The organism is Candidatus Pelagibacter sp. HIMB1517 (assembly GCF_052047895.1).
Taxonomy (GTDB): Bacteria; Pseudomonadota; Alphaproteobacteria; order Pelagibacterales; family Pelagibacteraceae; genus HIMB114.
In genome coordinates, this window is sequence record NZ_JBNAIW010000001.1 from 94,838 (window position 1) to 120,775 (window position 25,938).

General features: G+C 30.7%; 40 protein-coding genes. 19 read left to right on the forward strand and 21 right to left on the reverse strand.

The genetic code is table 11. The features are described from left to right. Window positions 1-10: 10 nt before the first annotated feature. Window positions 11-319, reverse strand: coding sequence for a DUF1476 domain-containing protein (locus tag ACTTAT_RS00515; RefSeq protein WP_440679089.1), 309 nt, complete (start codon window positions 317-319; stop codon window positions 11-13). A 283-nt stretch (window positions 320-602) separates the two neighbouring features. Continuing rightward, the gene (locus ACTTAT_RS00520) at window positions 603-1,040 is read right to left on the reverse strand and encodes a hypothetical protein (RefSeq protein ID WP_440679090.1); all 438 of its coding nucleotides are present in this window, start codon (window positions 1,038-1,040) and stop codon (window positions 603-605) included. 134 nt (window positions 1,041-1,174) lie between these two features. On the opposite strand from ACTTAT_RS00520, the gene ACTTAT_RS00525 reads away from it, so the two are divergent. The 6 genes from ACTTAT_RS00525 to ACTTAT_RS00550 all read left to right on the forward strand — a co-directional run bounded on the left by ACTTAT_RS00525 (window position 1,175) and on the right by ACTTAT_RS00550 (window position 2,976). Beyond that, the gene (locus ACTTAT_RS00525; RefSeq protein ID WP_440679091.1) at window positions 1,175-1,381 is read left to right on the forward strand and encodes a hypothetical protein; all 207 of its coding nucleotides are present in this window, start codon (window positions 1,175-1,177) and stop codon (window positions 1,379-1,381) included. Window positions 1,382-1,428: 47 nt separating this feature from the next. Beyond that, window positions 1,429-1,626 carry a hypothetical protein gene (locus tag ACTTAT_RS00530; protein WP_440679092.1) on the forward strand — a complete coding sequence of 66 codons (198 nt, stop codon included), beginning with the start codon at window positions 1,429-1,431 and terminating at the stop codon, window positions 1,624-1,626. Window positions 1,627-1,710: 84 nt separating this feature from the next. Then, the gene (locus tag ACTTAT_RS00535; RefSeq protein ID WP_440679093.1) at window positions 1,711-2,124 is read left to right on the forward strand and encodes a SprT-like domain-containing protein; all 414 of its coding nucleotides are present in this window, start codon (window positions 1,711-1,713) and stop codon (window positions 2,122-2,124) included. Window positions 2,125-2,370: 246 nt separating this feature from the next. Further along, a complete protein-coding gene (locus ACTTAT_RS00540; RefSeq protein WP_440679094.1) occupies window positions 2,371-2,577 on the forward strand; it encodes a cold-shock protein in 207 nt (68 codons plus the stop codon). A 63-nt stretch (window positions 2,578-2,640) separates the two neighbouring features. Beyond that, complete coding sequence (locus ACTTAT_RS00545; RefSeq protein WP_440679095.1) at window positions 2,641-2,796, forward strand: hypothetical protein; 156 nt, start codon at window positions 2,641-2,643, stop codon at window positions 2,794-2,796. After that, window positions 2,797-2,976 carry a hypothetical protein gene (locus ACTTAT_RS00550; protein WP_440679096.1) on the forward strand — a complete coding sequence of 60 codons (180 nt, stop codon included), beginning with the start codon at window positions 2,797-2,799 and terminating at the stop codon, window positions 2,974-2,976. Between the two features lie 6 nt (window positions 2,977-2,982). Here the strand turns inward: ACTTAT_RS00550 and ACTTAT_RS00555 are convergent, their stop codons facing one another. Next, complete coding sequence (locus ACTTAT_RS00555) at window positions 2,983-3,141, reverse strand: cytochrome oxidase subunit III (RefSeq protein WP_440679097.1); 159 nt, start codon at window positions 3,139-3,141, stop codon at window positions 2,983-2,985. Further along, complete coding sequence (locus ACTTAT_RS00560; RefSeq protein ID WP_440679098.1) at window positions 3,134-4,282, reverse strand: FAD-binding domain-containing protein; 1,149 nt, start codon at window positions 4,280-4,282, stop codon at window positions 3,134-3,136. The genes ACTTAT_RS00555 and ACTTAT_RS00560 overlap by 8 nt, the downstream gene beginning before the upstream one ends. Before the next feature lie 20 nt (window positions 4,283-4,302). Between ACTTAT_RS00560 and ACTTAT_RS00565 the strand changes: the two genes are divergently transcribed. Then, window positions 4,303-4,470 carry a hypothetical protein gene (locus ACTTAT_RS00565; protein WP_440679099.1) on the forward strand — a complete coding sequence of 56 codons (168 nt, stop codon included), beginning with the start codon at window positions 4,303-4,305 and terminating at the stop codon, window positions 4,468-4,470. Window positions 4,471-4,475: 5 nt separating this feature from the next. Continuing rightward, window positions 4,476-5,930, forward strand: coding sequence for a deoxyribodipyrimidine photo-lyase/cryptochrome family protein (locus ACTTAT_RS00570; protein WP_440679100.1), 1,455 nt, complete (start codon window positions 4,476-4,478; stop codon window positions 5,928-5,930). On the opposite strand, the gene ACTTAT_RS00575 is transcribed toward ACTTAT_RS00570, so the two are convergent. Continuing rightward, window positions 5,931-8,423 (reverse strand): ABC transporter permease, encoded by a 2,493-nt coding sequence (locus ACTTAT_RS00575; protein WP_440679101.1) that lies wholly within the window; start codon window positions 8,421-8,423, stop codon window positions 5,931-5,933. After that, window positions 8,420-9,091, reverse strand: coding sequence for an ABC transporter ATP-binding protein (locus tag ACTTAT_RS00580; RefSeq protein WP_440679102.1), 672 nt, complete (start codon window positions 9,089-9,091; stop codon window positions 8,420-8,422). The genes ACTTAT_RS00575 and ACTTAT_RS00580 overlap by 4 nt, the downstream gene beginning before the upstream one ends. On the opposite strand from ACTTAT_RS00580, the gene ACTTAT_RS00585 reads away from it, so the two are divergent. The 5 genes from ACTTAT_RS00585 (at window position 9,090) to ACTTAT_RS00605 (ending at window position 11,776) form a co-directional block, all read left to right on the forward strand. After that, a complete protein-coding gene (locus ACTTAT_RS00585) occupies window positions 9,090-9,698 on the forward strand; it encodes an arylesterase (protein WP_440679103.1) in 609 nt (202 codons plus the stop codon). The genes ACTTAT_RS00580 and ACTTAT_RS00585 overlap by 2 nt on opposite strands. A 41-nt stretch (window positions 9,699-9,739) precedes the next feature. Further along, window positions 9,740-10,102 (forward strand): hypothetical protein, encoded by a 363-nt coding sequence (locus ACTTAT_RS00590; protein WP_440679104.1) that lies wholly within the window; start codon window positions 9,740-9,742, stop codon window positions 10,100-10,102. Further along, complete coding sequence (locus ACTTAT_RS00595; RefSeq protein ID WP_440679105.1) at window positions 10,099-10,272, forward strand: hypothetical protein; 174 nt, start codon at window positions 10,099-10,101, stop codon at window positions 10,270-10,272. Before ACTTAT_RS00590 ends, ACTTAT_RS00595 begins: the two co-directional genes overlap by 4 nt. Before the next feature lie 9 nt (window positions 10,273-10,281). Beyond that, window positions 10,282-10,689 (forward strand): DUF2721 domain-containing protein, encoded by a 408-nt coding sequence (locus tag ACTTAT_RS00600; protein WP_440679106.1) that lies wholly within the window; start codon window positions 10,282-10,284, stop codon window positions 10,687-10,689. An 85-nt stretch (window positions 10,690-10,774) separates the two neighbouring features. Then, window positions 10,775-11,776, forward strand: a complete 1,002-nt coding sequence (locus tag ACTTAT_RS00605; RefSeq protein ID WP_440679107.1) for a S1C family serine protease — start codon at window positions 10,775-10,777, stop codon at window positions 11,774-11,776. 91 nt (window positions 11,777-11,867) lie between these two features. On the opposite strand, the gene ACTTAT_RS00610 is transcribed toward ACTTAT_RS00605, so the two are convergent. The 5 genes from ACTTAT_RS00610 to ACTTAT_RS00630 are packed head-to-tail and all read right to left on the reverse strand — an operon-like array spanning window position 11,868 to window position 15,816. Beyond that, a complete protein-coding gene (locus ACTTAT_RS00610) occupies window positions 11,868-12,764 on the reverse strand; it encodes a DMT family transporter (protein ID WP_440679109.1) in 897 nt (298 codons plus the stop codon). A gap of 37 nt (window positions 12,765-12,801) precedes the next feature. Beyond that, window positions 12,802-13,467: a peroxiredoxin gene (locus ACTTAT_RS00615; RefSeq protein ID WP_440679110.1), complete on the reverse strand. Its 666-nt coding sequence runs from the start codon at window positions 13,465-13,467 to the stop codon at window positions 12,802-12,804. A gap of 41 nt (window positions 13,468-13,508) precedes the next feature. Beyond that, window positions 13,509-13,691 (reverse strand): transporter, encoded by a 183-nt coding sequence (locus ACTTAT_RS00620; RefSeq protein WP_440679111.1) that lies wholly within the window; start codon window positions 13,689-13,691, stop codon window positions 13,509-13,511. Further along, window positions 13,688-14,857, reverse strand: coding sequence for a YeeE/YedE family protein (locus ACTTAT_RS00625; RefSeq protein WP_440679112.1), 1,170 nt, complete (start codon window positions 14,855-14,857; stop codon window positions 13,688-13,690). The genes ACTTAT_RS00620 and ACTTAT_RS00625 overlap by 4 nt, the downstream gene beginning before the upstream one ends. Before the next feature lie 47 nt (window positions 14,858-14,904). Continuing rightward, on the reverse strand, window positions 14,905-15,816 hold the full coding sequence (locus tag ACTTAT_RS00630) for a sulfurtransferase (RefSeq protein ID WP_440679113.1): 912 nt from the start codon (window positions 15,814-15,816) through the stop codon (window positions 14,905-14,907). Between the two features lie 250 nt (window positions 15,817-16,066). On the opposite strand from ACTTAT_RS00630, the gene ACTTAT_RS00635 reads away from it, so the two are divergent. Then, on the forward strand, window positions 16,067-16,525 hold the full coding sequence (locus ACTTAT_RS00635) for an Lrp/AsnC family transcriptional regulator (RefSeq protein WP_440679114.1): 459 nt from the start codon (window positions 16,067-16,069) through the stop codon (window positions 16,523-16,525). Here the strand turns inward: ACTTAT_RS00635 and ACTTAT_RS00640 are convergent, their stop codons facing one another. From ACTTAT_RS00640 to ACTTAT_RS00650, 3 genes are read right to left on the reverse strand one after another with little or no spacing between them, the layout of a single operon-like run. Next, entirely contained in the window at window positions 16,526-16,972 is a 447-nt protein-coding gene (locus tag ACTTAT_RS00640) for a DUF4396 domain-containing protein (RefSeq protein WP_440679115.1), read from the reverse strand. Continuing rightward, window positions 16,973-17,725: a sterol desaturase family protein gene (locus ACTTAT_RS00645; RefSeq protein ID WP_440679116.1), complete on the reverse strand. Its 753-nt coding sequence runs from the start codon at window positions 17,723-17,725 to the stop codon at window positions 16,973-16,975. Then, window positions 17,725-18,804, reverse strand: coding sequence for a PQQ-dependent sugar dehydrogenase (locus tag ACTTAT_RS00650; protein WP_440679117.1), 1,080 nt, complete (start codon window positions 18,802-18,804; stop codon window positions 17,725-17,727). The genes ACTTAT_RS00645 and ACTTAT_RS00650 overlap by 1 nt, the downstream gene beginning before the upstream one ends. A gap of 191 nt (window positions 18,805-18,995) precedes the next feature. Here ACTTAT_RS00650 and ACTTAT_RS00655 point away from each other — a divergent pair, with 191 nt between their 5' ends. Next, window positions 18,996-19,682 (forward strand): ion transporter, encoded by a 687-nt coding sequence (locus ACTTAT_RS00655; RefSeq protein WP_440679118.1) that lies wholly within the window; start codon window positions 18,996-18,998, stop codon window positions 19,680-19,682. Next, window positions 19,682-20,149: a DM13 domain-containing protein gene (locus ACTTAT_RS00660; protein ID WP_440679119.1), complete on the forward strand. Its 468-nt coding sequence runs from the start codon at window positions 19,682-19,684 to the stop codon at window positions 20,147-20,149. Before ACTTAT_RS00655 ends, ACTTAT_RS00660 begins: the two co-directional genes overlap by 1 nt. On the opposite strand, the gene ACTTAT_RS00665 is transcribed toward ACTTAT_RS00660, so the two are convergent. Next, entirely contained in the window at window positions 20,132-20,437 is a 306-nt protein-coding gene (locus ACTTAT_RS00665) for an AzlD domain-containing protein (protein WP_009373400.1), read from the reverse strand. The genes ACTTAT_RS00660 and ACTTAT_RS00665 overlap by 18 nt on opposite strands. Further along, window positions 20,434-21,129: an AzlC family ABC transporter permease gene (locus ACTTAT_RS00670; protein WP_440679120.1), complete on the reverse strand. Its 696-nt coding sequence runs from the start codon at window positions 21,127-21,129 to the stop codon at window positions 20,434-20,436. The genes ACTTAT_RS00665 and ACTTAT_RS00670 overlap by 4 nt, the downstream gene beginning before the upstream one ends. Window positions 21,130-21,179: 50 nt before the next feature. On the opposite strand from ACTTAT_RS00670, the gene ACTTAT_RS00675 reads away from it, so the two are divergent. After that, on the forward strand, window positions 21,180-21,812 hold the full coding sequence (locus ACTTAT_RS00675) for an SOS response-associated peptidase (protein WP_440679121.1): 633 nt from the start codon (window positions 21,180-21,182) through the stop codon (window positions 21,810-21,812). 269 nt (window positions 21,813-22,081) lie between these two features. On the opposite strand, the gene ACTTAT_RS00680 is transcribed toward ACTTAT_RS00675, so the two are convergent. Together ACTTAT_RS00680 and ACTTAT_RS00685 are read right to left on the reverse strand one after the other, a co-directional pair. Next, window positions 22,082-22,525 (reverse strand): thermonuclease family protein, encoded by a 444-nt coding sequence (locus ACTTAT_RS00680; protein ID WP_440679122.1) that lies wholly within the window; start codon window positions 22,523-22,525, stop codon window positions 22,082-22,084. After that, on the reverse strand, window positions 22,526-23,113 hold the full coding sequence (locus ACTTAT_RS00685) for a transglycosylase SLT domain-containing protein (RefSeq protein ID WP_440679123.1): 588 nt from the start codon (window positions 23,111-23,113) through the stop codon (window positions 22,526-22,528). It abuts the gene before it with no gap. Between the two features lie 43 nt (window positions 23,114-23,156). On the opposite strand from ACTTAT_RS00685, the gene ACTTAT_RS00690 reads away from it, so the two are divergent. Together ACTTAT_RS00690 and ACTTAT_RS00695 are read left to right on the forward strand one after the other, a co-directional pair. Continuing rightward, complete coding sequence (locus ACTTAT_RS00690; protein WP_440679124.1) at window positions 23,157-24,608, forward strand: protein adenylyltransferase SelO; 1,452 nt, start codon at window positions 23,157-23,159, stop codon at window positions 24,606-24,608. 116 nt (window positions 24,609-24,724) lie between these two features. Beyond that, the gene (locus ACTTAT_RS00695) at window positions 24,725-25,114 is read left to right on the forward strand and encodes a DUF4149 domain-containing protein (RefSeq protein ID WP_440679125.1); all 390 of its coding nucleotides are present in this window, start codon (window positions 24,725-24,727) and stop codon (window positions 25,112-25,114) included. Here ACTTAT_RS00695 and ACTTAT_RS00700 read toward each other — a convergent pair. The 3 genes from ACTTAT_RS00700 to ACTTAT_RS00710 are packed head-to-tail and all read right to left on the reverse strand — an operon-like array spanning window position 25,111 to window position 25,902. Beyond that, complete coding sequence (locus ACTTAT_RS00700) at window positions 25,111-25,296, reverse strand: hypothetical protein (RefSeq protein WP_440679127.1); 186 nt, start codon at window positions 25,294-25,296, stop codon at window positions 25,111-25,113. The two genes, ACTTAT_RS00695 and ACTTAT_RS00700, sit on opposite strands and share 4 nt — an antisense overlap. Window positions 25,297-25,335: 39 nt before the next feature. Further along, entirely contained in the window at window positions 25,336-25,638 is a 303-nt protein-coding gene (locus ACTTAT_RS00705; protein ID WP_440679128.1) for a hypothetical protein, read from the reverse strand. Window positions 25,639-25,668: 30 nt separating this feature from the next. Further along, window positions 25,669-25,902, reverse strand: a complete 234-nt coding sequence (locus tag ACTTAT_RS00710) for a DUF2061 domain-containing protein (RefSeq protein WP_440679129.1) — start codon at window positions 25,900-25,902, stop codon at window positions 25,669-25,671. Window positions 25,903-25,938: the final 36 nt, after the last annotated feature.

The window sequence follows — 25,938 nt, forward strand, 5'->3', positions numbered from 1 at the left end:
TGGTTAGAAATTATTGAAAATCAGCTTGAGCTTTTTGATTAAATTCTGTGATTTTTTTTCTAATTTCTTCTTCAGTAATATGATGATTTTCAAGATCTGCTTTTAGTTTACGGATCACATCTTCATCACCTGCTTCTTCAAGATCAGCTTTAACAACAGATTGAACATATTCACTCTGTTTCTCATCTTTAAGCTGTAAAATACCTGCCGCCCACTCACCTAAATAACGGTTTCTTCTACTACTAACTTTAAACTTTAGCTCTTCATCAGTGACAAATTTTTTTTCAAATCCCTTTTTTCTATCGTCGAATGAACTCATAGTTAGAATATAATGTTAAATTATGACTTTAACAATGGTTTGTTATGACAAAATTCGATATCTAAACTTTGAATGTAAGGTATTCGCTATTACCGTTAGTGCTTTTTAACTGAATTAGTTAATTTATGTTTATGAAAAAAATTGTTTTGTTTGTCAGTTTATTAATCGCTAATGCCATCGCGATAACTGCAAACGCCATGTCATTACTTTAAAAGGTAATACGTTTTTCTCTATATATTCTCGAATAGTTATAACGTTGTGGCCCTGAAAAGGGCCACTAACTTTAAATTGTTTTGGATAAATATTTATTTTTATCTAGTTTTTCTAGCTGTTTAGCTAATTCTATTGCATCAGGTTTTACTTCTCGAGTAAGAATAACCTGATGTTGATTGCTTAACATATCAAAATTTATAGTAATACCATTATAGCGATTTTCACCAACACATTGAATAGAATTTGTACAATTCAATTTATCAATAACAGTTATAAGAAACACAAAATTTATCTCTGAGTTATACCTGAAATAGAAATTGTGGTGATTATCGACAATAGTATTTTTAATAACAACTGCGCCACCTTGGTGAATGGTGCTTTGAATATCAGAAATTAAAGATTTTTTCATTTCTATAATCTTGAGTATCCGTTTTGTCCACATGCCCATGACTTCATCTAATTCAGAAGCTAATTTGAAATGACGTTGATTAGAAAAAAAATTAAACATTTAAAATTATTTTAAGTTTTTTAATTAAATACAAATAAGTTTTAAACCAAAAATTTTTACAAAATTTTTTTTATTCACATTAATTTTAAAGTATTTTTATTTCTAAATAGGATGATACAATTAAACTTGGTTAAATGTTTAAAGTTCGTATTGTTGGAAAAAGTAATGAAAAAGAAGCACGATTAAGCGAAGAAGAGCTTCAAGGTTTTGTGAGTAAATTTGTAATCGATCAAGCTAAAACCATGGGGCATGCAAAAACGACCGTATTACAAGGTAAAGAAAGCTATCATTGGCATTTACAATACTTACCCCAAGGCGATGATAAAGATTGTCAAAGTTAATTTTTTATTTCATATTTATCCCTTAATTGCTATTAGGCTAGACAATTATGGGTTGGGAAGAATTTACAGAAGCGTTAGAAGAACTTTACATGGATGTTGAAGAGGTTGCTGAAAAGCTTGGCCTTGAAGTCGATGAAGTGAAAGCATGGGAAGAGTCTGATGATGAGATCCCTGATGAAGCCGTAGAACTCATAAAATCTGAACGCGAAAAGCGTTCATCTGAGCCAGTTGAAACTGAAGAATAATTCAGTTTAAGCCAAATTTTATTATCTAGACATTCTTAGGAATGGGCATATATACGCTCAGCCCAAATTGAGATTACAGGAAAAATGAGAAAAGTAAAAAAAGACATTTTTAAAAATTATACAAAGCGCATTTCACAAGCCGTGTTGACAGGAGAGATGCATTATAAAACGACCTATAAAGATATTAATAAATTTTTTAATATTTTTAATAAAGCGCTTTTTAAAAATAAGCTTATTCCATTTAATGATATCAAAATCAGAAAAATGAATAAGACTTGGGGTCAATTTGTAGAAGTTTTTAATAACAGAAAAAAAACAGTTTCTTATGAACTCGAAATGTTACCGGAATATCCAAATAAAAAAGAGTTCCTTTCAACATTAGCGCATGAGTGCATCCATTATTCTCAAATACTACTTAAAAAAGGTAATGTGGCGCACAATAAATATTTTTACAGCTTTAAATCAAAATTTAAAAAGTTAAACTTGCATTTGAATTAATGCAAAAGTTTAAAGAAATATTTCTTTGGACATTCTTTGTCCTACTCATGATTTGGTGCGCTTATCATTTAATTTACTCATAAAAGCCCGTAAAAGAGAAAATTGTTATTATTACTTTGACATTGAAGGTTTAACTCTATCTAAGGGGGCTACGTTTAAGTTTATAATTCAATTTTAATATTTCCATATTTAAGTTCGTTTTAAAGACCCCTAAATGCAAAACTAAAAATAAGACAAAGGAAAAGTATGCCGATTAACGGAAAAGTAAAATGGTATAACGATAGCAAAGGCTATGGTTTTATCGAACGTGAAGATGGAAAAAAAGATGTTTTTGTTCATTCAACACAAGTAAGAGATGCTGGCTTTGATTATTTAAATGACGGAGATGCTCTATCATTTGATATCGAAGAGGGAAAAAATGGTCCTGCAGCAACAAACTTAAAAAAAGTTTAATTCATTAAGGAGAATTTTTTGGGTATTCATTATAACTACAAATCAAAACGTGGTGAGCGAGCAATGGCGAAAGCCAAAAAAAGAAAAGATAAGCAAGCTTTAAGAAAATCCAAAAGAGCTCCTGTAAATAGAGAATTTTCAGAAAAAACGCTAGAGTATGCAGATATTAATAAAGTCATTACACTTGACGATTTAACAAATCCAGACGACAAATCTTAAATGAAACAAATTTTTGAATACCGTGTGCTTAATAGAAAAAGTTTAAATGAACTCGGACAAGGCGTTGAAAATGATAAAAAAACCTTTTTAGAAAACGGTCTTGACTATTTAGGTCAAAGCCACTGGGAACTGATCTCAGTTGCTAACGGCGAGTATTATTTTAAAAGACCTAAAGATTAATAAGACCTATTTTTTCAATAAATCTAAGATAAAAAACGTACAGGCGAATAAAAATAAAGCACTTCCAATTGTAGCTGCTGTATTACCAACACTTCCAATTAAAAAAGCAATGGCTGAAAGTTTAAATAAAATCCAACCTAATAATTGTAATTTTTTGTTATGCATTAATTTGACTGATAATCTTTGGAATAAAATTTTTAAAGTTAAAAAAACCTTTTTTACAATACGGATTGGTCATTTGATCTAGGCTTCGATATAAAAAGTTTAGATCAATTTGATTTTGTTTTAAATAATCAAGGTTTTCTCCAACTCCTGGATATAAAGCAATTTTATCGGTTAAATCTAAATTGTTTAAATAGGAGATATCACGAACTTCAACTTCTATATGATCTTTTAATCTATCTTGCTGATCATGAATAAGATCTAATTTAAATTTTATTAATTCATCATCAAGCTCGATAGATCGTGTAAGATTAGTATTTTGTAACAACATGATTTTTTTGAATTTATGATCTTTAAAATCAGAATTTTCAAAACAAAGTTGGTTATCAAAAATTAAAAGGGTTTGATCCTCTGCGATATTGGCATTGGTAAAATCTGGATCAATTTGAACGTATTCCTTATCGGATACGATTGGAACAGCATTTTCATTTAGTTTAACCTTGTCATATTTTCCATTCGTAAATTTTTTAATATTCCATTCTTGAGCAACATAATTTTTTCCCTTAGTTTGAATACCAGCAGTCCATCTCCAAGACAGTGTATTTGATGCTGGATCTCCATCTTTTAAATATTTCATAAAAAATTCAGCACCAAGTTGCCAAGGTAAATCTAATGTAAAAACCCAAATTGATGAAAACCACATTCTAGTGTGATTGTGTAAATAGCCTGTTTCTTTAAGTTCATTCACCCAATCATTAAAACAATCAATATCCGTATTGCCATTAACGGCAGCTTTTAAATTTTTATCACTTTCATAATCAACTTTGAGATATTTAAGATCATTAATAAAATCAGTCCAAACACTTGGCCTTCGTTCTAACCACCCTTTCCAATACGTCCTCCATAATACTTCTTGAATAAACTTTTCTATTTTCGAAAAAGAATATTGTTTTAAACTTTGTTTAATAATTTCATTTTCACTTAATATTCCGTGAGTGACATAAGGAGATAAACAAGAAGTATTCGTTCTTTTTTCAGGTCCAAAATCAAAATTACGGTCCCTTGCATATAACCCTAAATGATTTTCAACAAAGGATTGAAGTTGTTCTAATGCTTTAGATCTTGAAGGGTGAAATTGAATCATAATTTGTTTATAAAGGTTTTATGAAAAGACACAAAAAAGAATTAATTGGATTATATGTTATTTTAACAACAATCTCGACTATTCTGACTTTAACAAAAAATCAAAATACGTGGTTAGTATTTTTACCCTTTTTTATTGCAGGCTTTGGACTGTTTCATGTTTTGTCTGAAAACAAGAACAAAGATTAATTATCATGAAAAAAATATTATGGTTCAGACACGATCTGAGAGTTGAAGATAATCTTGCTTTTAATGCAGCATGTAAGGATGGAGAGGTATTGCCAGTATTTATTTATGATCAAAATTATTGGGCGTTAGAAACCTCAAGCTCGTATCATCTTAAATTTACTCAAGATTCTCTTGAAGAATTAAACCAAAATTTTAAAGATCAATTTAATTCTAATATTCATATCTTTTATGGAAATACATTAAAAGTTTTAGAAGAACTAATTGATAAATATAAATTTGAAGAAATCTATTCTAATCAAATCTTTCGTAATCAATACACTTTAGATTTAGATCAAAAATGTAAAAGTTTATTTAAAGAAAAAAATATACTCTGGCACCAAGAGCAGCAATTTGGAATACAGTTGGAAAATAGAAAACGTAACTTTTGGTCTTCACAATGGAATAATTTTATAGATCTTAATCCAGTCAAGGCTCAAATAAACTGTAAATTTTTAAAAATTGATACCCCATCACTTGATAAGATTAAAACTAAAGAAATTGATGGAACCAACATACAAAAAGGTGGAAGAAAACAGGCATTATCATTATTACAAAGTTTTTTAGATCAACGATCTGAAAACTATCAAAAAGAAATGTCTTCACCTGTTACTGGCGAAGTTGCTTGTTCTAGATTATCCCCTCACATTACATACGGAACCATCTCTTTAAGAGAAATTAATTTTGCCATTACGAGTGCCAAAAAAGAAAATATGTCATTTAACAAAGTTAAATCACTACGCTCTTTTAGAGGTAGATTAGCTTGGCACTGTCATTTTATTCAAAAAATTTATGATGAACCTGAAATTGAATGGCAGAATATGAATCGTGCTTATGATGGACTCAGAGAAAATTCATTTAATGAAGAATATCATCATGCCTGGAAAATAGGTTTAACAGGATATCCGTTTGTTGATGCATGTATGCGATATTTAAAAGCAAATGGTTGGATTAATTTTAGAATGAGAGCAATGCTTGTATCCTTTGCGTCTTACCAGCTTTGGTTGGACTGGAAGAAAACAAGTAAACATATGGCACAGTTATTTACAGATTATGAACCTGGTATTCATTATTCTCAATTTCAAATGCAGTCCGGTACAACAGGTATCAATACTATAAGAATTTATAATCCTATCAAACAATCTACAGATCAAGATCCTAATGGATCATTTATAAAAAAATGGGTTCCGGAATTACAAAACGTTCCTGATAAACTTGTTCATGAACCATGGAAATTAACTTACCTTGAGCAAAAGGACTTGGATTTAGAAATCGGAAAACATTATCCTCATCCGATTGTTGATCATCATTCGTCATCTAAAATTGCAAGAGATAAAATTTGGCAAATTAAAAAAACAGATGAAGCAAAATTTAATGCTCAAAAAATCTTACAAAAACATGCAAGTGCAAAAGGCAGAAGGTAACTACTCGTTTCTTACCATTGGATAAACGCTTGGCTTTAAGAAACGGTAAGTATTCACTAATATTAAAAATAAAGTTAACGCTCCAATAATGACAAGAACATTAAAGACTGGCATAAATTCTAACTGCCAACCTAATCTAAAAATAGTCTCAATCACAAATTCAGATGTAAAAATTCCAAATAATCCTGCAATCATAAATATAGAAACATAAGTAATTAAAAATTCAATTAGATTTGCTTGAATTAACTTACCTGATCTTAGACCTAAAATTTTAAAAATTAAATTTTGATAAATTCCAAGTCTTGCTTGAACAATCACAGCTGAAGCGATGACCATTAAACCAACAATCACAACTACGGAAGAAATAATGACTACGGCCATAAATATCTTGTTTACAAGATCTGTTATTTTTCCAAGATAAGTTGAAACTTTAATTCCTGATATGTTTGGAAAGTTTTGAACAAGCTTTGCTTCATTAATATATTTTTTATCTGAAAACTTTGCTGTGGCGATATATTCATGAGGTAATTGATTTGCAAACTTTGGGTTAATAATCATTGCAAAGTTGATAGATAAATCTCTGTAATCGACCTTTCTTAAACTGGTCACCACTCCAGTCATTTCTCTTCCATAAATTTTTAATGTCAGTTGATCATTTAAATTCACTCCAAAATTTCTTGCAACTTTTGCATCGAGTGAAATTTGTAACTGATCACTTTGTAGATCAAACCATTGTCCTTCAACAATTGGATTGTCTTCAGGTGGTGTATTGCTCCAAGAAATTCTTCTATCACGCTCCAAAACCCAAAAACTGTCATTCGATGGTTTAATATAAGTTAGTGGATCAACGCCATTAATTTTAGCAACAGAGGCTGGTGCAATAGGTACCGTTTCATATTTTAAATTCGGATCTTGTTTATTTAGATAACTAATAAAATTGTCTTTTACGTCTTTTTGAATACTGACATAAAAGAAATCTGGTGCAATTTCAGGAATAGATTTTTCTAATTCCCTTTTAAAGTTCGTCCCAACTAAAGTTAGTGTTAATAATAAAGTAGCTCCTATTCCTAGCGATAAAACGGTAATGGGGAAAATTGATCTATCTTGAATAATATTTCTAACCGCAAATCTTAAGGGCAAAGAATGGAATGTTTTAAATTGTTTTAGAATGTAAATAATCGTCTTTGATAAAAGGTAAAAAACACCACAGAAAATAAAGAAAAATACGAAGTAAGTTGTCGTGTAATAAAGTTTATCTGAGCGCAGTAAAAATATTCCTAAAAGAACAATAAGGCTAAATAAAATTAGAATAATATTTTTTGCTCCAAACTGAAAACGAGTGAGCTGAAAAACGTTTCTAAATAAACTTGTCGCTTTAATCTGTTCAATGGATGAGATAGTTGGAATACAAAAGATCACCACAACTAAAAAGCCTGTCATTAAAATAAGCCCGTAATTAACTAGACTAAATTGGCTTTCTAAAGAAATTCCAAGATTTGCAATAAAATGATTAGCTTGAGGAATAATTAATAAAGACATCACATAAGCTAGTGTGGTGATTAAAAATAACAGCAATAAAATTTCGATATAAAAGATTTGTTTAATATTTTGTGATTTAAAGCCAATCGACTTCATAATGGCAATACTAGTGTTTTTTTGGTTAATAAAAGAGATCAACGTATTTGAGATTCCAATTCCCGCAATCAACATAGCGCTTATTGAAACTAAAGATAAAAACTCAGAAAAATTTGAGATTAAACGCTTTAAATTATTTGCTGCATTTTCTGGCAACCTAATTTTATAAGTTGGAAATTGTTTTAACCTTTCGTAAACAAATTCTAAAACATCCTTGTTTGGTGCTTTAACTTTGTATTCATAGTTTACAAAGCTTCCAATTGAAGTCACATTTAACTTTTCAAATGCACGGTTGCTGACGATAGCAAAATCTCCAAATAACAAAGCTCGTCCTAGATCGGGAACCGTCTCAACATAACCAACGACTTTAAATGGTGCTTGTTTAACATAAACCGTATCATTAACTTTTAAATTTAATGTTTCAAAAATCTTACGATTAACCACGATGGTATTATCTTCAGATTGCAATCTTTGCATTGCATTTTCTGGTTTAGAAAACACTTTTCCGTATAGTGGGTATTGATCATCAACTGCTTTAAGTCTGATAAAAAAAGCATTGGTATCATCGGTTAACGATCCCGTTAACATCGTTGAAAATTCAATAGTTGATGAAACTGTACTTTTATCTTTTAATTCATTTAAAAAGTTTTGGTCAATTTGCTTAGTTCTTGTGTCAACTTCAAAATCACCACCTAATAAAACTTTTGCATTATTTTGAAGTTCCTTTTTTAATCCAGTTTCTAAATTAATGATTAAACTTAAAATAAACAGACTAATAAATAATGTAATAATAATAGAAAAAAGTTTCTTATAACTTCTTGATAAATCTCTTAAGGCATAAGAAAATTGATTAATCATGAACTAACGATAGTGCCGTCTTCAATTTTAATAATACGATCGCACTTTTCTGCAAATTTAAGATCATGGGTAACCAATACAAAACTAGATTGATTTTTATTAGCGTACTCAAACAATAAATTTGAAATCATTTGAGAATTTTCACTATCTAAATTTCCAGTGGGTTCATCTGCAAGAATAAGTTTTGGTTTTACTGCCATAGATCTTGCAATGGCAACACGTTGTTGTTCACCACCAGATAATTGTGTTGGAAAATGATGTAGTCTATCTTTTAGACCAAATTGAACTAAAAGATCTTCTGCCTTTTGCTTTGAATTATCAATCCCATTAATCTCTAAAATCAAAGATACATTTTCAAGTGCGGTGTAATTTGGAATTAAATAAAAAGACTGAAAAACAATACCAATTTTTTTCTTTCGAATATCAGCTAGCTCATCCTCATTAAATGTTGAGATGGGTTGTTGATCAAAAATAATCTCTCCTGATGTGGGCTGTTCAAGTCCAGCCATCAACATGATTAAACTCGTTTTACCAGAACCGCTTTTTCCAACGACTGCAACTTTTTCACCAGAATTAATTTTTAAATCTATTCCTTTGATTACTTCAACTGAGGTATTATAATTCTTATAATTTAGAGTAATTTGTTTTAATTCTAAAAGTGTGCTCATGAGAAAATTAGTATTTTATATATGGTGTTTAGTCAGCATAATACAAGTTTCAGCTGAGGCTAAAACCAAAGTTATGCTGTTTGGGGATAGTTTAATGGCAGGCTACGGTTTAACTCAAAATCATCACCTAGATAAAGTTTTACAAAAAAAATTTGAAGGACAAAATGTTACTTTTATTAACGCGAGTGTAAGTGGTGATACGACGAAAGGTGGATTAGATCGATTAGATTGGTCTCTTGGTGACAAACCAGATCTTATTTTTTTATGCCTTGGAGCAAATGATATGCTGAGAGGTATTAATCCTAAAGTGACAAAAGATAATTTAGATATGATGATTCAGAAAATAAAAAGTAAAAATATTAAAATCATTCTAGCTGGAATGATGGCTCAAGAAAGTTACGGAACAAGTTATGCAAAACAATTTAATTCAATTTATCCTGATCTATCTAAAAAATACAAAATCAAACTTTATCCTTTTTTATTAGAAGGGGTTGCTCTTAATCCTGAACTTAATCTTGATGATGGAAAACACCCTAATATTAAAGGGGTTCAGGTTATTGCAGAAAATATATTTCCAATCATCCAAGATGAGATTTTAAAGAAATAAACCCTATCAATTCATCTCTAATAGTTTAGTGTGATTTTCATATGAAGGATTTTTTATATGAAGCTGGCTTATTGTTGTTTGATGATAAGAAAAATGACTTAAGGGCACTTCCTAAAACAGTAAGGCTTCAAATCTTAGTTGTTTTATCTTTGATGTGGTCAGTCATTTTCACACTAATGTTCTGGTCATATAAAGTCTGGGGCTTGGTATTATCAACTTCAGTCATTGGTCACGTACTCGTCATCATTGGTGTTTACTTTACAATGAAGTCCTTTCAAAATGCGAGACAATTTAATCTTAGAAATGATGGTTACCATAGTACAACAAGATCTCGTCAAAATTTATGGGTCGATGGCAAAAGAGTTGAGCTTGATAAAAAAGATCCAGGTGGCGAACACGAATGAAATTAACATTATTGTTAATGCTTGCAGCATTTGGAATCTTTATGCTAGGTTTAAAAGTAACAGGCGACTCACCTGTTTCTAGAGACGGACCAATTATTCAATCAAAAGAAACCATGAAGGAAAAATGGGAAAATGCAGTTGATTGGTCGAAGAACAGAAATAAAAAATAGTCTTTTAGAATGCTAGATCAATTTTGGTATCCGTTATTCCTTTTTCCAGCAATTCCCTTAATGATGACCACTTTTGGAAATCGTTATGCATCTTTATCTGCACTCATTAGAAAAATGCATGACGAAATTGTCATTCAAAATATCGAAAGTCCAAATCGATCAAGATTTTTAGAGGAACTTAAAATTTTAAATCAAAGAATGACACTAGTTCGTTTGATGCAAACACTGTCTGCGATTAGTTTTATTTTTAATTTACTCACCATTTTTTTTGGCTATCTCAAATTATTTGATATTTCTGTTATATGTTTTGGACTTGCCGTTATTATTTTTACAACCGCTATTATAACCTTCATCATAGAAATACAGCTGTCTGTTAAAGCTTTAAAAAAACACCTTGAGGATCTTAAAGAAATCTAAGTTAATTCATAAGTATAGTTTATAGTTTTTCAACTAAACTAAAGCTTGTATTTATAATTTTTCTCAAAAAGATTAAGATTCAGTTATGAAAATAAAATATTTTCATTTCTTATTTCTATTCATCTTTTTTTTATTTCCAAATTTATCTTACTCTCAGCAAAAATTAAAAACATCAAAACAGTTTGAGCAAATTTATAAATCAATTGTTGAAGTAAGAAGTTTTGTTCCAGAAAATGCTAGAACGGCAAGGTCACTTGGTACAGAGCGCCTTGGTACTGGCGTCGTCATTGATAAAAAACATATTCTAACTATTGGTTACATTGTTATTGAAGCAGAAAAAATTGATATTCGTTTACCTGATGGAAGAACGGTTCCAGGCAAACTTGTTGGCTACGATCATCAAACGGGCTTTGGTATTTTAAAAACTGTAGTTCCAACAAATCTTGCACCACTTCGTATGGGTGACTCTGATAAAATTAAAGATGATGATATGTTATTTGTGATGCCCTATCCAACTCATGGACAAGGCTCTGCAGGAAAATCGGTTTCAAGAAGATCATTTACGGGTTACTGGGAATATTATTTAGATAAACCTATTTATGTTTATCCTATGAACCAAGCCTGGGCAGGAACTCCTTTATTAAATGATAGAGGTCAAATATTAGGTATCGGCTCACTTTATATCGCAGATACAGTTTCTCCAGGGCTTATGTCACCAGGCAATATGTACGTTCCAATCAATGCCTTGAAACCGGTTCTTAAAGATTTAATTAAAAATGGAAGAAGAACGAAAAATATTAACCCTTACCTTGGATTATCTGCTGATGATTTAACAGGTCAACTGAGTGTATCCAGAGTTAATGAAAATGGTCCTGCTGCTAACACCGGTATTAAAGCAGGTGATTTGATTGTTGCTGTAAATAATACAAAGGTAAAAACGATGAAAGAATTTTATCTCAATGCTTGGAAAGCGGGGGGACCTGGAAGCACTGTTAAAATCAAAATTAAAAGAGATGATAAGAATATTGATTACTCTATTAAGTCCATCGACCGTATGGACTACTTTGTAAAAAATAAAGGACTATAATTTTATCCTGTTAAGGTGAGCACAAGCCAAACGACAGGAATAATAAACAATAAAGCGGTGCCAATATAAACTGCAAAATCTTTCATAATTTTTATCTATTAACAGATTCTTGTTTTAAAATTAATAGTAAACCTATTAATGCGACAGGTAATCCTGTGAGAAAAAAAATATCTGGTTTTACATCTTCAAAAATCATTGAAATTGTTAGAGCTAAAATAGGCATAATTACGCCAATGTATCCACCAGTTGATGCAGACGTATTTTCAATAAATCGTATGTAACAAAGAAATGAAACAATGGATCCAAATATAATTAAATAAGCTTGTCCAAGAAGATAACTAAAATTGTTTATTGGAATATAAAATTCTGCTCCTTTTATAAATGAAACAATAAGGGCGACCAGCGCACCATAAATCATTGCAAACGCTACATTTTGTAAGAGTGGTATGTTGTAGTTTCGCTTGTTATATATTGCAATTAAGTTTCCAGCTGATGCAGATAAAGTTGCGAATAATGCAAACATTAATCCTAGTGTGGTTCCTGAGTTTAAATCAAAATTAACAAAATCTTGGTAAAAAATAATAGCGATCCCACTTATGCCGAGTAAGGCCCCAGATAATGTCATTGAGGTTAAAGGTTTTTTAAAAATGAATTTTTCACCCAAAATATTAAAAATAGTTATAAGACAAAATACGGTGGCTGGAATATTTGAAGGTAAATAAACATTTGAATGATAAAAAAAAATGTAATTTCCGCTGTATAAAAATATACCAAGAATAAAAAAATAAAGATGCTCTTTTAGAGAAAATATTAATTTTCTATTTGTTAAAATCACATAAGCTAAAATAATTAAACCTGCTAGAATAAATCTAATAAATACAGATATTGTTGGATCTAGATCAATATTAACTTGAGTTAATCCAATGATGCTCCATGTTGCTGACCAAAAAAAAAGTGCGCCAGAAAATAATATTAAATTTGATCGCATAAATTTCAACTATCAGAAATGATCTAAATTTATATATCTATTTAGATTTTGGGTTTTTAACTACTCGTAGATAAGGTTTTTTTGCGTTCCATCCACCTGGGAATATCTTTTTAGCTTCTTCGTCTTTGACCGCTGGAACAATAATAACATCTTCTCCCTCTTTCCAATCTGCAGGAGTTGCAACCTTGTGATCATGGGTTAACTGTAAAGAATCTACTACTCGTAAAATTTCTTTAAAATTTCTTCCTGTTGACATTGGGTAAGCTAGAATAAGTTTAATTTTTTTATTTGGGTCAATAATAAATACATTTCTAACTGTTTGATTATCAATTGGAGTTCTGCCTTCATATGTTGCGTTCAGACTTGAAGGTAACATTCGGTATAATTTTGAAACTTGAAGAAACTTGTCTCCAATTAATGGATAGCTTGGTTTGTAACCAGTTACATCTAAAATATCTTCGGACCATTTTGCATGGTCTTCTACAGGATCAACACTTAAACCAATAATTTTTACTCCTCTTTTATCAAACTCATCTTTTAAACCCTCTAATGAACCTAACTCAGTCGTACACACGGGTGTGAAGTTTTTTGGATGGGAAAATAGAATGACCCAGTCATTACCTGCCCACTCATAAAAATCAATTTTACCATGAGTGGTTTCTGCTTCAAAATTAGGTGCGTTTGAATTTATTTTTAAGCTCATTGTTTGTAATTTTTATTACAACTTCCTTTTTTTACAATAAGTTAATGTTTATGGTTTTCTGATCCACCAAGCCCACATGGCATAGAAATCGATTGTGATGCACCGTCTGTTTGGTCATCATGATTATGGAATAAGGGGTTATAAGCAACTCCGTTACTGTCATGATCGAGAAAAGCAAAAGTTAAACAAAGCGTTAAAACAACAAGGTAAACTATGCGTTTCATGAATAAAATACCCTTCTAAATCTGACACCAATCATTGAACCTATAAAGGCAAATAAAAACCAAACCCAGCCGTGTAAAGATCCTGAAGCAATACCACTAAATAAAGCGCCGACATTACAACCAAAACTAAGTCTTGCACCATAACCCATAAAGAATCCTCCAAGGATAGCGGCAATAAATATTTTTTTATTAATAAGCGAGGCTTTAAAAAAATTACCAGCAAGTGCAGAAGCTGCCAATGCTCCAAAAATAATACCAAGATTTGAAACTGTTGTTGGATCTGCAAGGAGACTGTTTTCTAATGCCGTGCTTGGATAAGAGAGCTGCCAAAAAGACCAACTGCTTACTTCAACACCGAAAAACTGTACAATTTTTGCAGCCCATAATCCAAAAGCGAATGTAATTCCCCATGGATGTCCTGCAGCTTGCAGCATTAAAACATTAAAAAAAACTAGTAAAACTGCACCTAAAATTAAAGGCCAAGGCCCTTTAAATAAATCAAAATTTGAAAAATCAAAAATATCTGAATGTTTAAAATTAACATTCCTTTTCTGATCGGATTTATAAATAAAATAATAAAGTAACGTTAAAACACTTAATTGTAGTAAAACTGAATTCACTTTTCCAAATTCATTCATAAGCGAAACACCTCCAAATGATGGAAGCGATTTCCAAAAATCAAAATGATAAGTGCCAACTAAAGAACCAATCATAAAAAATACTAATGTGATTGCCATTTTTCCGTTACCACTACTTGCGGTAAATAATGTTCCTGATCCACAACCGCCAGCTAACTGCATAGCAAGACCAAACATAAAAGATCCAACCACAACAGAAACGCTTACTGGTGCAACAGCTCCAATCATTTTACCATTATAAATCCAACTATTCGTGCCAATAAAAAAAGAAAATAAAATGACTGCAAGTCCTAGCATGAAGATTTGAGCTCGAAGTGAAGAACTGATCCTATGTTCAATAAAATTTCTCCATCCTCCAGTAAAGCCAAATGATGCATGATAAAGCGAAACCCCAAGTCCAATTCCAATTAAGAAAACATAAAGGTGTCTATTGCTAACTTGTGTAAAAAATAAAAAAGAAAATAATAACGTTGCTAAAACTGCGTAGCCAAGAACTGTTAGATCAATTTTTTTTGTAATTGCACTCATAATAAAAAATGCGCGGCTAAGGGTAACCGCACATTCATTTTTAAGTATTAGATTTGTCCGTTAATAACTTCGTTTTTTGGATTAAGTGTCCAGTGTGCTAAAGAACCGTCATATAATTTTACATTTTCGATCCCAGCAACTTCACTTAAAGCAAACCAAACCGTACTTGCAAACCAACCTGTGTTACAAAAAGAAACATAACCTTTTTTTCCTTTTGCATTTGATTTTACAAATAAAGATTTAATTTCATCTGCTGATTTAACTTTTAACTTTCCATCAACAATTGTTGCTTCTTCTAAATTCACTGCAGTTGGAATAGTTCCAGCTCTTTGAATTTTAGGATGTTTTTTTTCACCAATAAAGAAAGCTTTAGGTCTTGCATCAATTAATGCATAACCGTTTTTCTTTCTTTTTGCATTTCTAACATCTTTGTAGCTTGCAACATATTTGTCATTAAGCTTTACTTTGAAATTAGATGGAATGATTTGTGTTTCACCTTGAGCTAATTTGTAACCAGCTGCGGTCCAAGCTTTTAATCCACCATTTAAAATAGAAACATTGTCATGTCCTGCAACTTTTAAACTCCAGTATAATCTTGCAGCACTTCCAAAATCTAATGAGTTTACGCCAAGATAACTGACAACAACATGATCAGAATTTTTAACGCCAAGTTTAGAGAACAATGCTTCTAATTCTTTTTTAACAGGTAACTGTCCAATGACTCCTTTTTGAGTTGTAATTAATTTGTCACCAATATGATCAATGTAAACACTTCCAGGAATGTGACCTTGTTTAAATTTATCATAAGATCCATTTACAAATTTACTGCTGATCTCAATGACTTTAACATTTTTATTATTAATGTTTTCTTTTAGCCATGACGCTTCAACCAAAGGTGTTGCACTGTGAGCGGCTGTTACAAAGAAAAACAAAACTAATGTTGTTAATATTTTTTTCATTTTTTTTTCCTTTTTATAAGTTTTAAAAATTCGGTAGTTCAGTTCATTAGTTCAGTTTTTGACTACCTAGTGACGATAAGGGAGTAACCATAATTCACTAGGTAGCATTACCGAACTGATGCTTATGTAAAATAAAATCCTAAATAATCAATATTTAGTAGTAAAATAAGCTAATATTGAATAAAATAGTATATAAACTGATAAATTATTGCTATTATAACAAATATAATTAGTAAAATATTTTAATATTATGAAAGAAATCGATAAAAAAATTCTACAAATTCTTCAGGAAAATGGTGAGATATCAATGGAAGAGCTTGGATCTAAAGTTAATTTATCTCCTTCTCCTTGTTACAGAAGGGTTAAGAACTTAAAGGATGCAGGCTTTATTGATAAGAGCGTTGCAGTTCTTAATAAACAAAAACTAAATTTAGAACGCCCTTACTTTGTTCATATTAAAACCACAAGTCACAATAAAGAATGGACAGATCAGTTTAAAAAAATTGTAAAAGAAACACCTCAAATTGTTGAGTGCCACCGACTAATGGGAGAAGTGGATTATCTATTAAAAGTAAGACTTAAAAATTCTGAAAGTTACAATGAATTTTATTTTGATCTGATTAATAAAATTGACTTTGCAAGTGTGAGCGGATTTCCGTCTTTGGAAGAGTTAAAAGAAACAACCGTACTGCCTTTAGACTACGTTTAATTAGTGACAAGCCTGTCCAAATTTTTTTAATCTCCAATAATTATATGGCCAAGGAGTAATAAAACCGACAAATAGCATAATAGGAATAACCCACCAAGTTAACATCGCACCACCAGTTAAAAAATAATCTGTAAGGTTCATCGCAGCTTCCATAGAGATCATAGAGATAAAACTCATTCCGATTGCAACCTTAAATGCTTCTTTAAAATTAAAATTTTGTCTCATAAGAATAATGGTCTCAAGCATAATACTTGTCATTAATCCATTAATGATTGCAAGCGTCATAATACCTAAAACTGGAAAAGGAATTTGAGTTAACTGAAAAAATAATATGGTTCCAAAATCACCGATCGAACAACCTATTAAACACCACATGGTATTTTTTGCACTTCTTTTCCACGTATGTTTACAACGCCAATGAAAATTTGATTGTTGAACTGCTTCCATTTATTTTAATGGTCGAGTAATTAGCTTTGCAATAGGTTGATCTTTATCTTTTTCAACGCCTATTGGCATTCCTTTGTATCGTTTAAAATTTGATTTTGTTCCAAATAAAAAATCCCAAAAACTAAAAATAGCACAATAATTAGAGTCTGTTTCTTTTTGTCTTTTATGGTGATGCACCCAATGAATAGATGGTGTGACAATGACATAAGATAATATTTTTTCAAAATTTTTAGGTAACTTGATATTTGAATGGTGAAAGGCAGAACTTATTAAGACTAAAGCTTCAATCAATAATAAATTTACAAGAGTAATATTAAACGTAACGATGATAGCGCATCTGACTATAGTACTTAAAATAACTTCGCCAAAGTGAAATCTTAAACCTGATGATACATCAAGTGTTTCATCAAGATGATGAACATGATGAAATCTCCATAAAAATTTTATTTCGTGGTTCGCGCGGTGCCAAAAATATAAAAAAATATCATAAATAACTAAATGAAAGATAAAAAGGCCAATCGCATTATTAATAACAAAAGTATTATGTAAATTTAAAGTTGTTGCATAAATCGTGATAGGTAAAATTAATATTGGTGTTAAGCCAATATTGAGCAACCAAAGAAAAATATTTTTAAAAGATCTAGTTAATTTTTTTGTTAATGAAGCTTTTTCATTTGGAAACAGATTTTCACACAAAACAAATAAAAATAGAGCAACTCCAACAAACAGTACTTTTTGATTTAACAATTCCATTATTTTTTGCTCATCTCCCATAAGGCAGAATTGCCATTAGATAACAAATAAATTTTTCCCTTAGGCCCAATTTTTATATCTCGAATTCTTCCAATATTATCTTTAAAAATAATCATTTCTTTTCCTACTTTATTATCACTCACAAACTCTAATTTTCTTAATGATTGGTTTCTAAGTGATGTTATTAAGATATGACCATTCCATTCTTCAAATTCAATACCTTTGTAAATTTGTACCGCACTGACCGCAATAGATGGAACCCAAGTATATAAAGGTTTAGTAAATCTTTTATCCCACTTTTGAACTTCACCACATTTTGTCATGCTATAATTCGTTCCACCCCAGCACCAAATCTTCCAACCATAATTTTCTGCAAATTTAACTTCTCCAAAAAAATCTCCACCTCTTGCACCATGGTTTGAGATATAAACTTTGTTATTAAAAGGAGATAACGTCATACCCTGGGGGTTTCGAATTCCAATTTGATAAATCTCAGGTAACCAATTAGATTTACCCTTAAACTTTGGATTATCTTTTGGAACAGATCCGTCTAAATTAATTCTAATAATACTTCCTGGATGTTTCGTAGAATCTTGAGCAATATTATCTCCACCTCTTTCTCCTGCACTTGCATAAAGGTATTTATTATCTTGGATCACCATTCTGCATCCAAAATGGTAACCAGAGTTAATCGGTGGGTTTGCTTGAAAAATATTCTTAAAATTTAAATTTGTTTTAGAGAATTTTGCTTTTGCAATGGATGTACTGGTTTTGCCAGATCCTCTATCTTCAGTATAGCAAATAAAAATATCATCCTTATGCTTTAAAATCTCAAGTAAACCACCCTGCCCATCAACTTTATAATTTAAATTGTGCTTAACCTTTGATTGTGATCCATCTTTGATATTGATAATTAAAATTTCACCTTCTTTTTCACTAACCATGACCTCTTGATCATTAATAAATGTTAGTCCCCAAGGATTATTTAGCTCTGAAATTTTTTTTAGATGATAATTTTCACTAGCCTGAACAGGTTTTAGAATGAACCAAAATAATACAAAAAATTTTATAAATCTCACATTTTATTTATATCTATAAATTATATTTTTTGTAAAAAATTGTTAACCTCATCCTGTTAACCAGGGGAGAATTTATGTATTAAAAGAATGAGGTTTGAGCGGGTAGTATCAAAACTTCGTAATAACCCAAGTTAAAGTTTTGTTACAATCTTGTGACTTTCATTTTAAATAAATGTCCTTATATAGCTGTCATGACCCCTTTTTTTTCAAGTTTAAAAGATAATCGAATTTTTCAATTTACTGTCGTCTCAATTATCATCCTTAATGCAATACTTATTGGAGCAACGACTTATGAACTTGATCCTTTATTTTTAGAGACAATTCATCTTTTAGATTATGGAATTACAATCTTCTTTGTCATTGAAATTCTTATAAGATTTATAGGTGAGAAACAAAAAGCTGATTTTTTTAAAAGTGGGTGGAATATTTTTGACACCGTCATTGTTGCAATCTCGCTTATTCCAATTCCAAATAATTCAAGTTTTTTAGTTTTAAGATTACTTCGAATATTTAGAGTTTTGCGATTAATCTCTGTTATTCCTGAACTTAAACAGATTATTGAAGCTATTTTAGAATCTGTAAGACGAGTATTTTTTGTAAGCTTACTCCTTTTTATTATTCTTTATATTTATGCAACGATGGGAGCTATTTTATTTGGAAATGATGACCCTTCAAGATGGGGTGATCTTGGGATCTCTTTAATTACTCTTTTTCAAGTTTTAACTCTATCATCCTGGGAAACAGTAATGTTACCGATGCAAGAGATTTATTGGTGGTCATGGGTTTATTTCTTTAGTTTTATTGTTATTTGCGGCATCACAATATTAAACCTTGTTATTGCAATACTAGTTGATGTGGTAATACAAAAGAAATTGTAATGAGAATTTTATTTTTGATTTTTTCACATGGTGCAGTTCTTGGAATTGGTTTTGCTTTAGGTGTTTATTTTTTACCTATCTTAACAGCACCAAAATCAGCTAATCTCTCACAAATCGAGCAAGTAGTAGCAAATCCAGTTTACAAAGCGGAGTTTAAAAAAGGTCAACGTGGTAATGATTTTTTTCACTGGGGTGAGGGTCAATTGGTGATTACAAATAATGAAATTGCACTTAAAGGAAAGGTAGCGCCTGGTCCTGATTATAAAATCTATTTAACTAAAAAATTTGTAGAACACGAAGATGAGTTTTTGCCTATAAAACAAAATGCATTATATGTTGCTGATTTAAAAGTATTTGAAAACTTTATTGTACCACTTGATAAGAAAATTAATTTTGAAGATTACAATACTATTCTAATTTGGTGTGAAGCATTTAAAGAGTTTATTGCTTCAGCCAAATATAATTAAGATATAACTTAAAATTCCAACACTTACCGTCAAAAATATATTTTTAAATATTACACTGACGATAAACGCTAAGATAAAAGCTTGAATTTCACTTGAAAACAATACTAGGTTATTGTTTTCATAAAATACTGCTGGAAATATTAATGAGGGAAAAACTGCAGATGGCACATAAGACAAAACTTTTTTGGTTGTTTCACTATAGGTTTTTGTATTTGCATAAGCGGTAACCACATAACGTGATAGAAAAGTTAAAATTCCAATAATAATGGTGTAAGTCCAAATACTCATCGTATTAATTTTTTAAATTTTGTATTGATTAAGTAGGCAAGACTAATTCCAGCAATAGCTGCAACAATCACATAAGCTTTAAGTGGTAAATTATAAAAAATAAGTGAACATGTTGCAGATAATAAAATTACAAGAAAATGATCTAGCTTTCCAAGGTCTTTTGCAATTAAAGCTAAAAATGTAATAGCAACAAAAAAGTTTAAACTTAATTGATCGCTCACAATATCTCCTAACCAAATACCAACTAAATTTGAGAGTTGCCAAATTGTCCATACGGTCATACCAGATCCAAGCATATGATAATGAGCAAATTTACTTTTATAGTTTTTTTTTAGATAATTATTTGAAACAGCAAAACACTGATCTGTTAGAAAAAAACTTAAAACGATTTTCCAAATTCTACTTTTCTTTTCTATATATTTTGAAAATACTGCGCCGTATAAAAAGTTTCTCGTATTGTTCATAATCACAGAACCAAAAATAACCCATGGTACTGCGCCTGCGGTTAGCAATGTAATAAAAATTAACTGAGAGCCACCTGCAAAGATAATTAAGGATGTTCCCATTGCAAAATATGCAGAAAAACCAAGCTCAATGCATAACACTGAATAAAACATTCCAAATAAAGCAACAGGAATATTTAAAGGTAATACATCTTTAATTCCTTGAAAAAAAATTTGTCGTCTTTTCATACTCGTAGAAATAGATTGATACATCTTATAGATAAAATATTAAAGCAAGTATGTGTGGACGTTATGCTATTACAAAAACTGTAAAAAAAACTAAAAATATTGTTCAAAACAATGAAGGGGTTGAAGATACAGATAACTTCAATGCCTACCCGACCCAACAGTTACCCATTATTAAAAAAGATGATGATGCTCTTACTTTAACGAATTATCACTGGGGATTGGTTCCAAAATGGTCTGAGAAAATGCAAGATTTTAGACCTTTAAATAATGCAAGATTAGAAACGTTAATGGAAAAAAGAACCTTTAGTGGTTTGGTAGCAAAACAAAGGTGTGTTGTTCCAGCTGATGGATATTATGAATGGAGAAAAAATGATGAAGGAAAAAAGTTTCCTCAATTCATAAAACGAGAGCACAATGAACCATTGTTTTTTTGTGGCCTTTATCAAAAAAATACGAATATTGAATTTTCAATCATCACCACAGCAGCTAAAGGAGAGTTAGCGGATATTCATCATAGAATGCCAGTAATTTTAAAAGAAGAAGAAATTAATAATTATTTAAATGCAGCAGACCCTATGGTGTTTTTAAATAGTCACGAAAATCCAGAACTTGTTTTTTATGAAGTAAGTCGGGATGTAAACAATCCATCCAATAACCATCCTGGTCTTTTAGATCCCGCGTAAAAAAAAAACTTCGCTGCATAACTATTCCGAAGAACAGCTACACGCGAAGTTATTTGCCATGTGATTTAAGCACTACTCCCACGGCCTCACTCTGAAGAGTCGAAGTGCTACCTACACCTTCAGCTTTCTGCAGTGAGCAATCAGTTTGACCCTACTTCTCACTGTCAGCTAAGAACTTGCGCCCTCAGTTAAAATCATAATAATTTAACTAGTTTTAAAAAGGTATCGCTCTTTAGTTGATTCTATAATCGGTCTGTGAAGTGTGTGGATTATTTTTTTCTTCTGTAATCCCATGGATATTGAAATTCCATTGCCCATAAACCAAGTTTATTTTTTTTTGCAAAATTTTCATCTTCAATAAATTGTTTTGAATATCTTCGATATGCAAATGCATAACCATTTTTTACAAGAAAACTTGATAAACTTTCATTGTTAACAAAACACTCTGCTACAATTCTTTTATACCGGTCGGTAGTAATTTTTTTACAATTTACTTTTTGATTATTAATTTTCTCAACTAGTTTAACTTTAGATAATACTCCGCATTTTATATTTTTGTTATTTTGTTTACAGATTTGAGACATCTCTGGAGCATCTATTCCATGAAAGCGATATTTTATTTTACCAATATGAATCGTGTCTCCATCAACAACTCTTAAATTTTGAGCAAAAACAATAGTGGGTAAGAAAAAAAGAATTAAAAAAAATTTCATCTAAAAGATGATATATTTATTTCGGTTAAGTTTCGATTGGCACTTTCTGATTTGAGCTCTATACTTTTTAGCTGTTCTTGATACCTCTTTTGCATATGGGATAGACTCTGGTCTCGTTCTTTTTGTCCAGCCATTATAATAATAAAGATACTGTCTAAAATAATTCTTCTTTGAAACCTTCATTTTTTTATATGTCTGATTGACATACCAACCTATAAAATCAGATGAATCTTTAAACAAAACACGGGTGACATATTTCTTGCCTGTACTTCTTTTATAAGTCTCCCAAGTATCAACAACAGCTTGAGAATAGCCTAGTGAACTAGATTTTCTTTTCCAAGGAATAACTTTGAAAAGCTTTGTTCGCTCTGGTCTTGCTAGCCAGTCATAGCCACTTTCTTTTTTAATAATCGCCATTTGAAGCTCAACTGGTGCACCCCATTTTTTTTCAGTGGATTTTGCAAACTTATACCAAAGGTATTTTTCATCAAAAATAGCACAAGCATTCACCGTATTTTTCGGAACTGAGCTACAACCAATAAGAATAAAGAATAAAAAAAATAAAAAATATTTTTTTAACTGATTCATTAAATGTTATATTAAAAATCATAAACGATCAGTAAAGGAAATGATGAATAATTCTGGATTTAAATTTGATAATACTTACGCCAACTTACCAGAAATTATGGCAACAAAACTATCTCCAGTTGCTGTAAAAAAACCAGAATTGGTAATTTTGAATCATGATCTTGCTAAATCTTTAGGTTTAGATTTTTCAAAACACTCTGATCAAGAAAATGCTGAAATTTTTTCAGGTAATAAACTTATTGATGGATCACTGCCACTTGCACAAGCTTATTGTGGTCATCAGTTTGGTCACTTTGTGATGCTTGGTGATGGAAGGGCTATTTTATTAGGTGAGCATATTGATCCAAAAAATCAACGTTGGGATATTCAATTAAAAGGCTCGGGTAAAACACCTTACTCAAGAGGTGGTGATGGAAGAGCAGCATTAGGGCCAATGCTAAGAGAATATATAATTAGTGAAGCCATTCATTTTTTAAACATTCCAACCACAAGAAGTTTAGCCGTTGTAACAACGGGTGAAGATGTTTTAAGAGAAACAAAACTTAAAGGTGCAGTGTTAACTAGGATTGCATCATCTCACTTAAGAGTTGGTACATTTCAATATGTTGCCGCTAAACAAGATATCTCAGCACTTAAAACGTTAGTTGATTATGCTATTGAGCGGCATTATCCAGAACTCCTTCAAGCTCAAAATAAAGCCATTGCACTTTTTAAGTCTGTGATGAAACGACAAATTAAACTGATTGTAAATTGGATGCGGGTTTCCTTTATTCATGGTGTGATGAATACAGATAACATGTCAATTTCAGGAGAAAGTATTGATTATGGTCCGTGCGCATTTATGGATCACTATGATACCAAAACTGTATTTAGTTCTATTGATCATTATGGACGTTATGCCTATGGAAGCCAGCCTATTATTGGACAATGGAATTTAGCTAGATTTGCAGAAAGTTTATTTCCTTTACTAGATGAGGATGAGAAAAAAGCTGAGGGAATCGCTAATGATTTAATAAAAGAATACGAAGAATTATTTGCAGATAAGTTTCATGTGATGATGAAGAATAAGCTTGGTATGATTTCAGATGAAGACCAAGATAAACAAATGATGAGTGATTTGTTTAAACTCATGCACAAGAACCAAGCAGATTATACCAATACCTTTAGATACTTAATCAATGGTAAATTTCCTCAAGAAAAATTACTCAATGATCCTGATTTTATTATTTGGGAAGCGGAGTGGAAAAAAAGGTTATCTAAAAATCAAAATAGTGAAGATGGTTATCAATTAATGATGAAACATAATCCAGTATTTATTCCAAGAAATCATAAAGTAGAAGAAGCATTATCAGCTGCAGATAATGGAGATATATCTAAATTTTTATCTTTATGTGAAGTAATTAAAAAGCCCTATACTGAAGATGTAAATTTAGAAGAATACACAAAACCAGCACCTGCATCTGACCGTGTATACAAAACATATTGTGGAACTTGATTTTTATTTTAAAAGAAAATTATGGATATAAAAAAAATTAACCAAACAAGAAAAAAACTGACTAAATTTATAAATAAAATTAATCAAGCAGGTAAAAAGAAAAAGAAAGCTAAAAGATGAGTGAGCAAATTATTATGAATATGGTGTCCTTGGTTTTGGGGATCATGTTATTTTTTTCTTTTATTTTAGCGCCAATGATTTTTAAAGTTTTACCACCAGATAATGCTGGGGTTTTTATTCGTGCAATTTTCCCATATTACTATTTAGTAAATTTACTAATCCTTGGACTGGTCTCAGGATTTTATATTTTTTATCAAACTTTTATCTTAGACTTTTATCTAGTGTTAACTTCAGCTTTATTATTCTTTTTTAATTTAGTTTATTTAATGCCAAAGATTAATAAGTTAAAAGATGAACGAAATGAAAAAGCTTTTAAAATTTCTCACTTCATTTCAGTGGTTATAAACTTTGTACAACTTGTAATGTTAGGAATTGTGCTCGTTTAATTTGCGCCCATGTCAGCACCACAACATTGCGGTGATTTAATTTTACCTTCACATTTTGGACATTTAGAAATTTGAACTTGAGTTCCATTCACATCTAAATGATCATTAGCTAAAGGCTCATTACATTTTGCACATGATGCATTAACTGACATTCCGCATTTTTTACATTCGTATGTAGACATAACTAAATTATAATCAGTTTTGATTAGAGTTGCAATAAACTAAGCGATACGTTTTTTAAAATTATCTAAAATAGTTTCTACTTTTTTATAGTTTTCAGATAAAGCTTGTTTTGGATCAAAATAAAATTTATCTAATTGATCGAGATCGTAATTAATTTCTTCAAAAATTTTAATCGCCTCATCATGACTACGTTTTAATTCAAATGCTAAACCTTTGAGTTTTGCATCATTAGTCTCTTCTGCAATTTTTTTTGAGATGGCACTTGCTTTACGAAGTAAATTAAAAGCTTCTTCTTCCTTTTTTTTATTTTTTTTCTTAAAGATGTTTAAAAACGAAAACATCCTGAAGTTGTATAATGATTTGTTTTAAATTTAAACTGATTTTTGAATAAAGGTTTTGGTCCATAATTTATCTAATAGGTAATACCAAAAACCATTAATTGTTGGTTCAACTAAAGCTACCAAGCCAGCTTCAAATAAACTGGCACCTGTTAAAACAGACACGACTGTCATTGCAATAATTACATGACCACATGTATAGATTAATGCTCTACCAAAACTGGTTCCAGCAACAACATTAAAAATACCTTTTCTAAATTCTGTCATAAAGTTTAGCCTTGGCTAAACTTATTACTTGCCAAG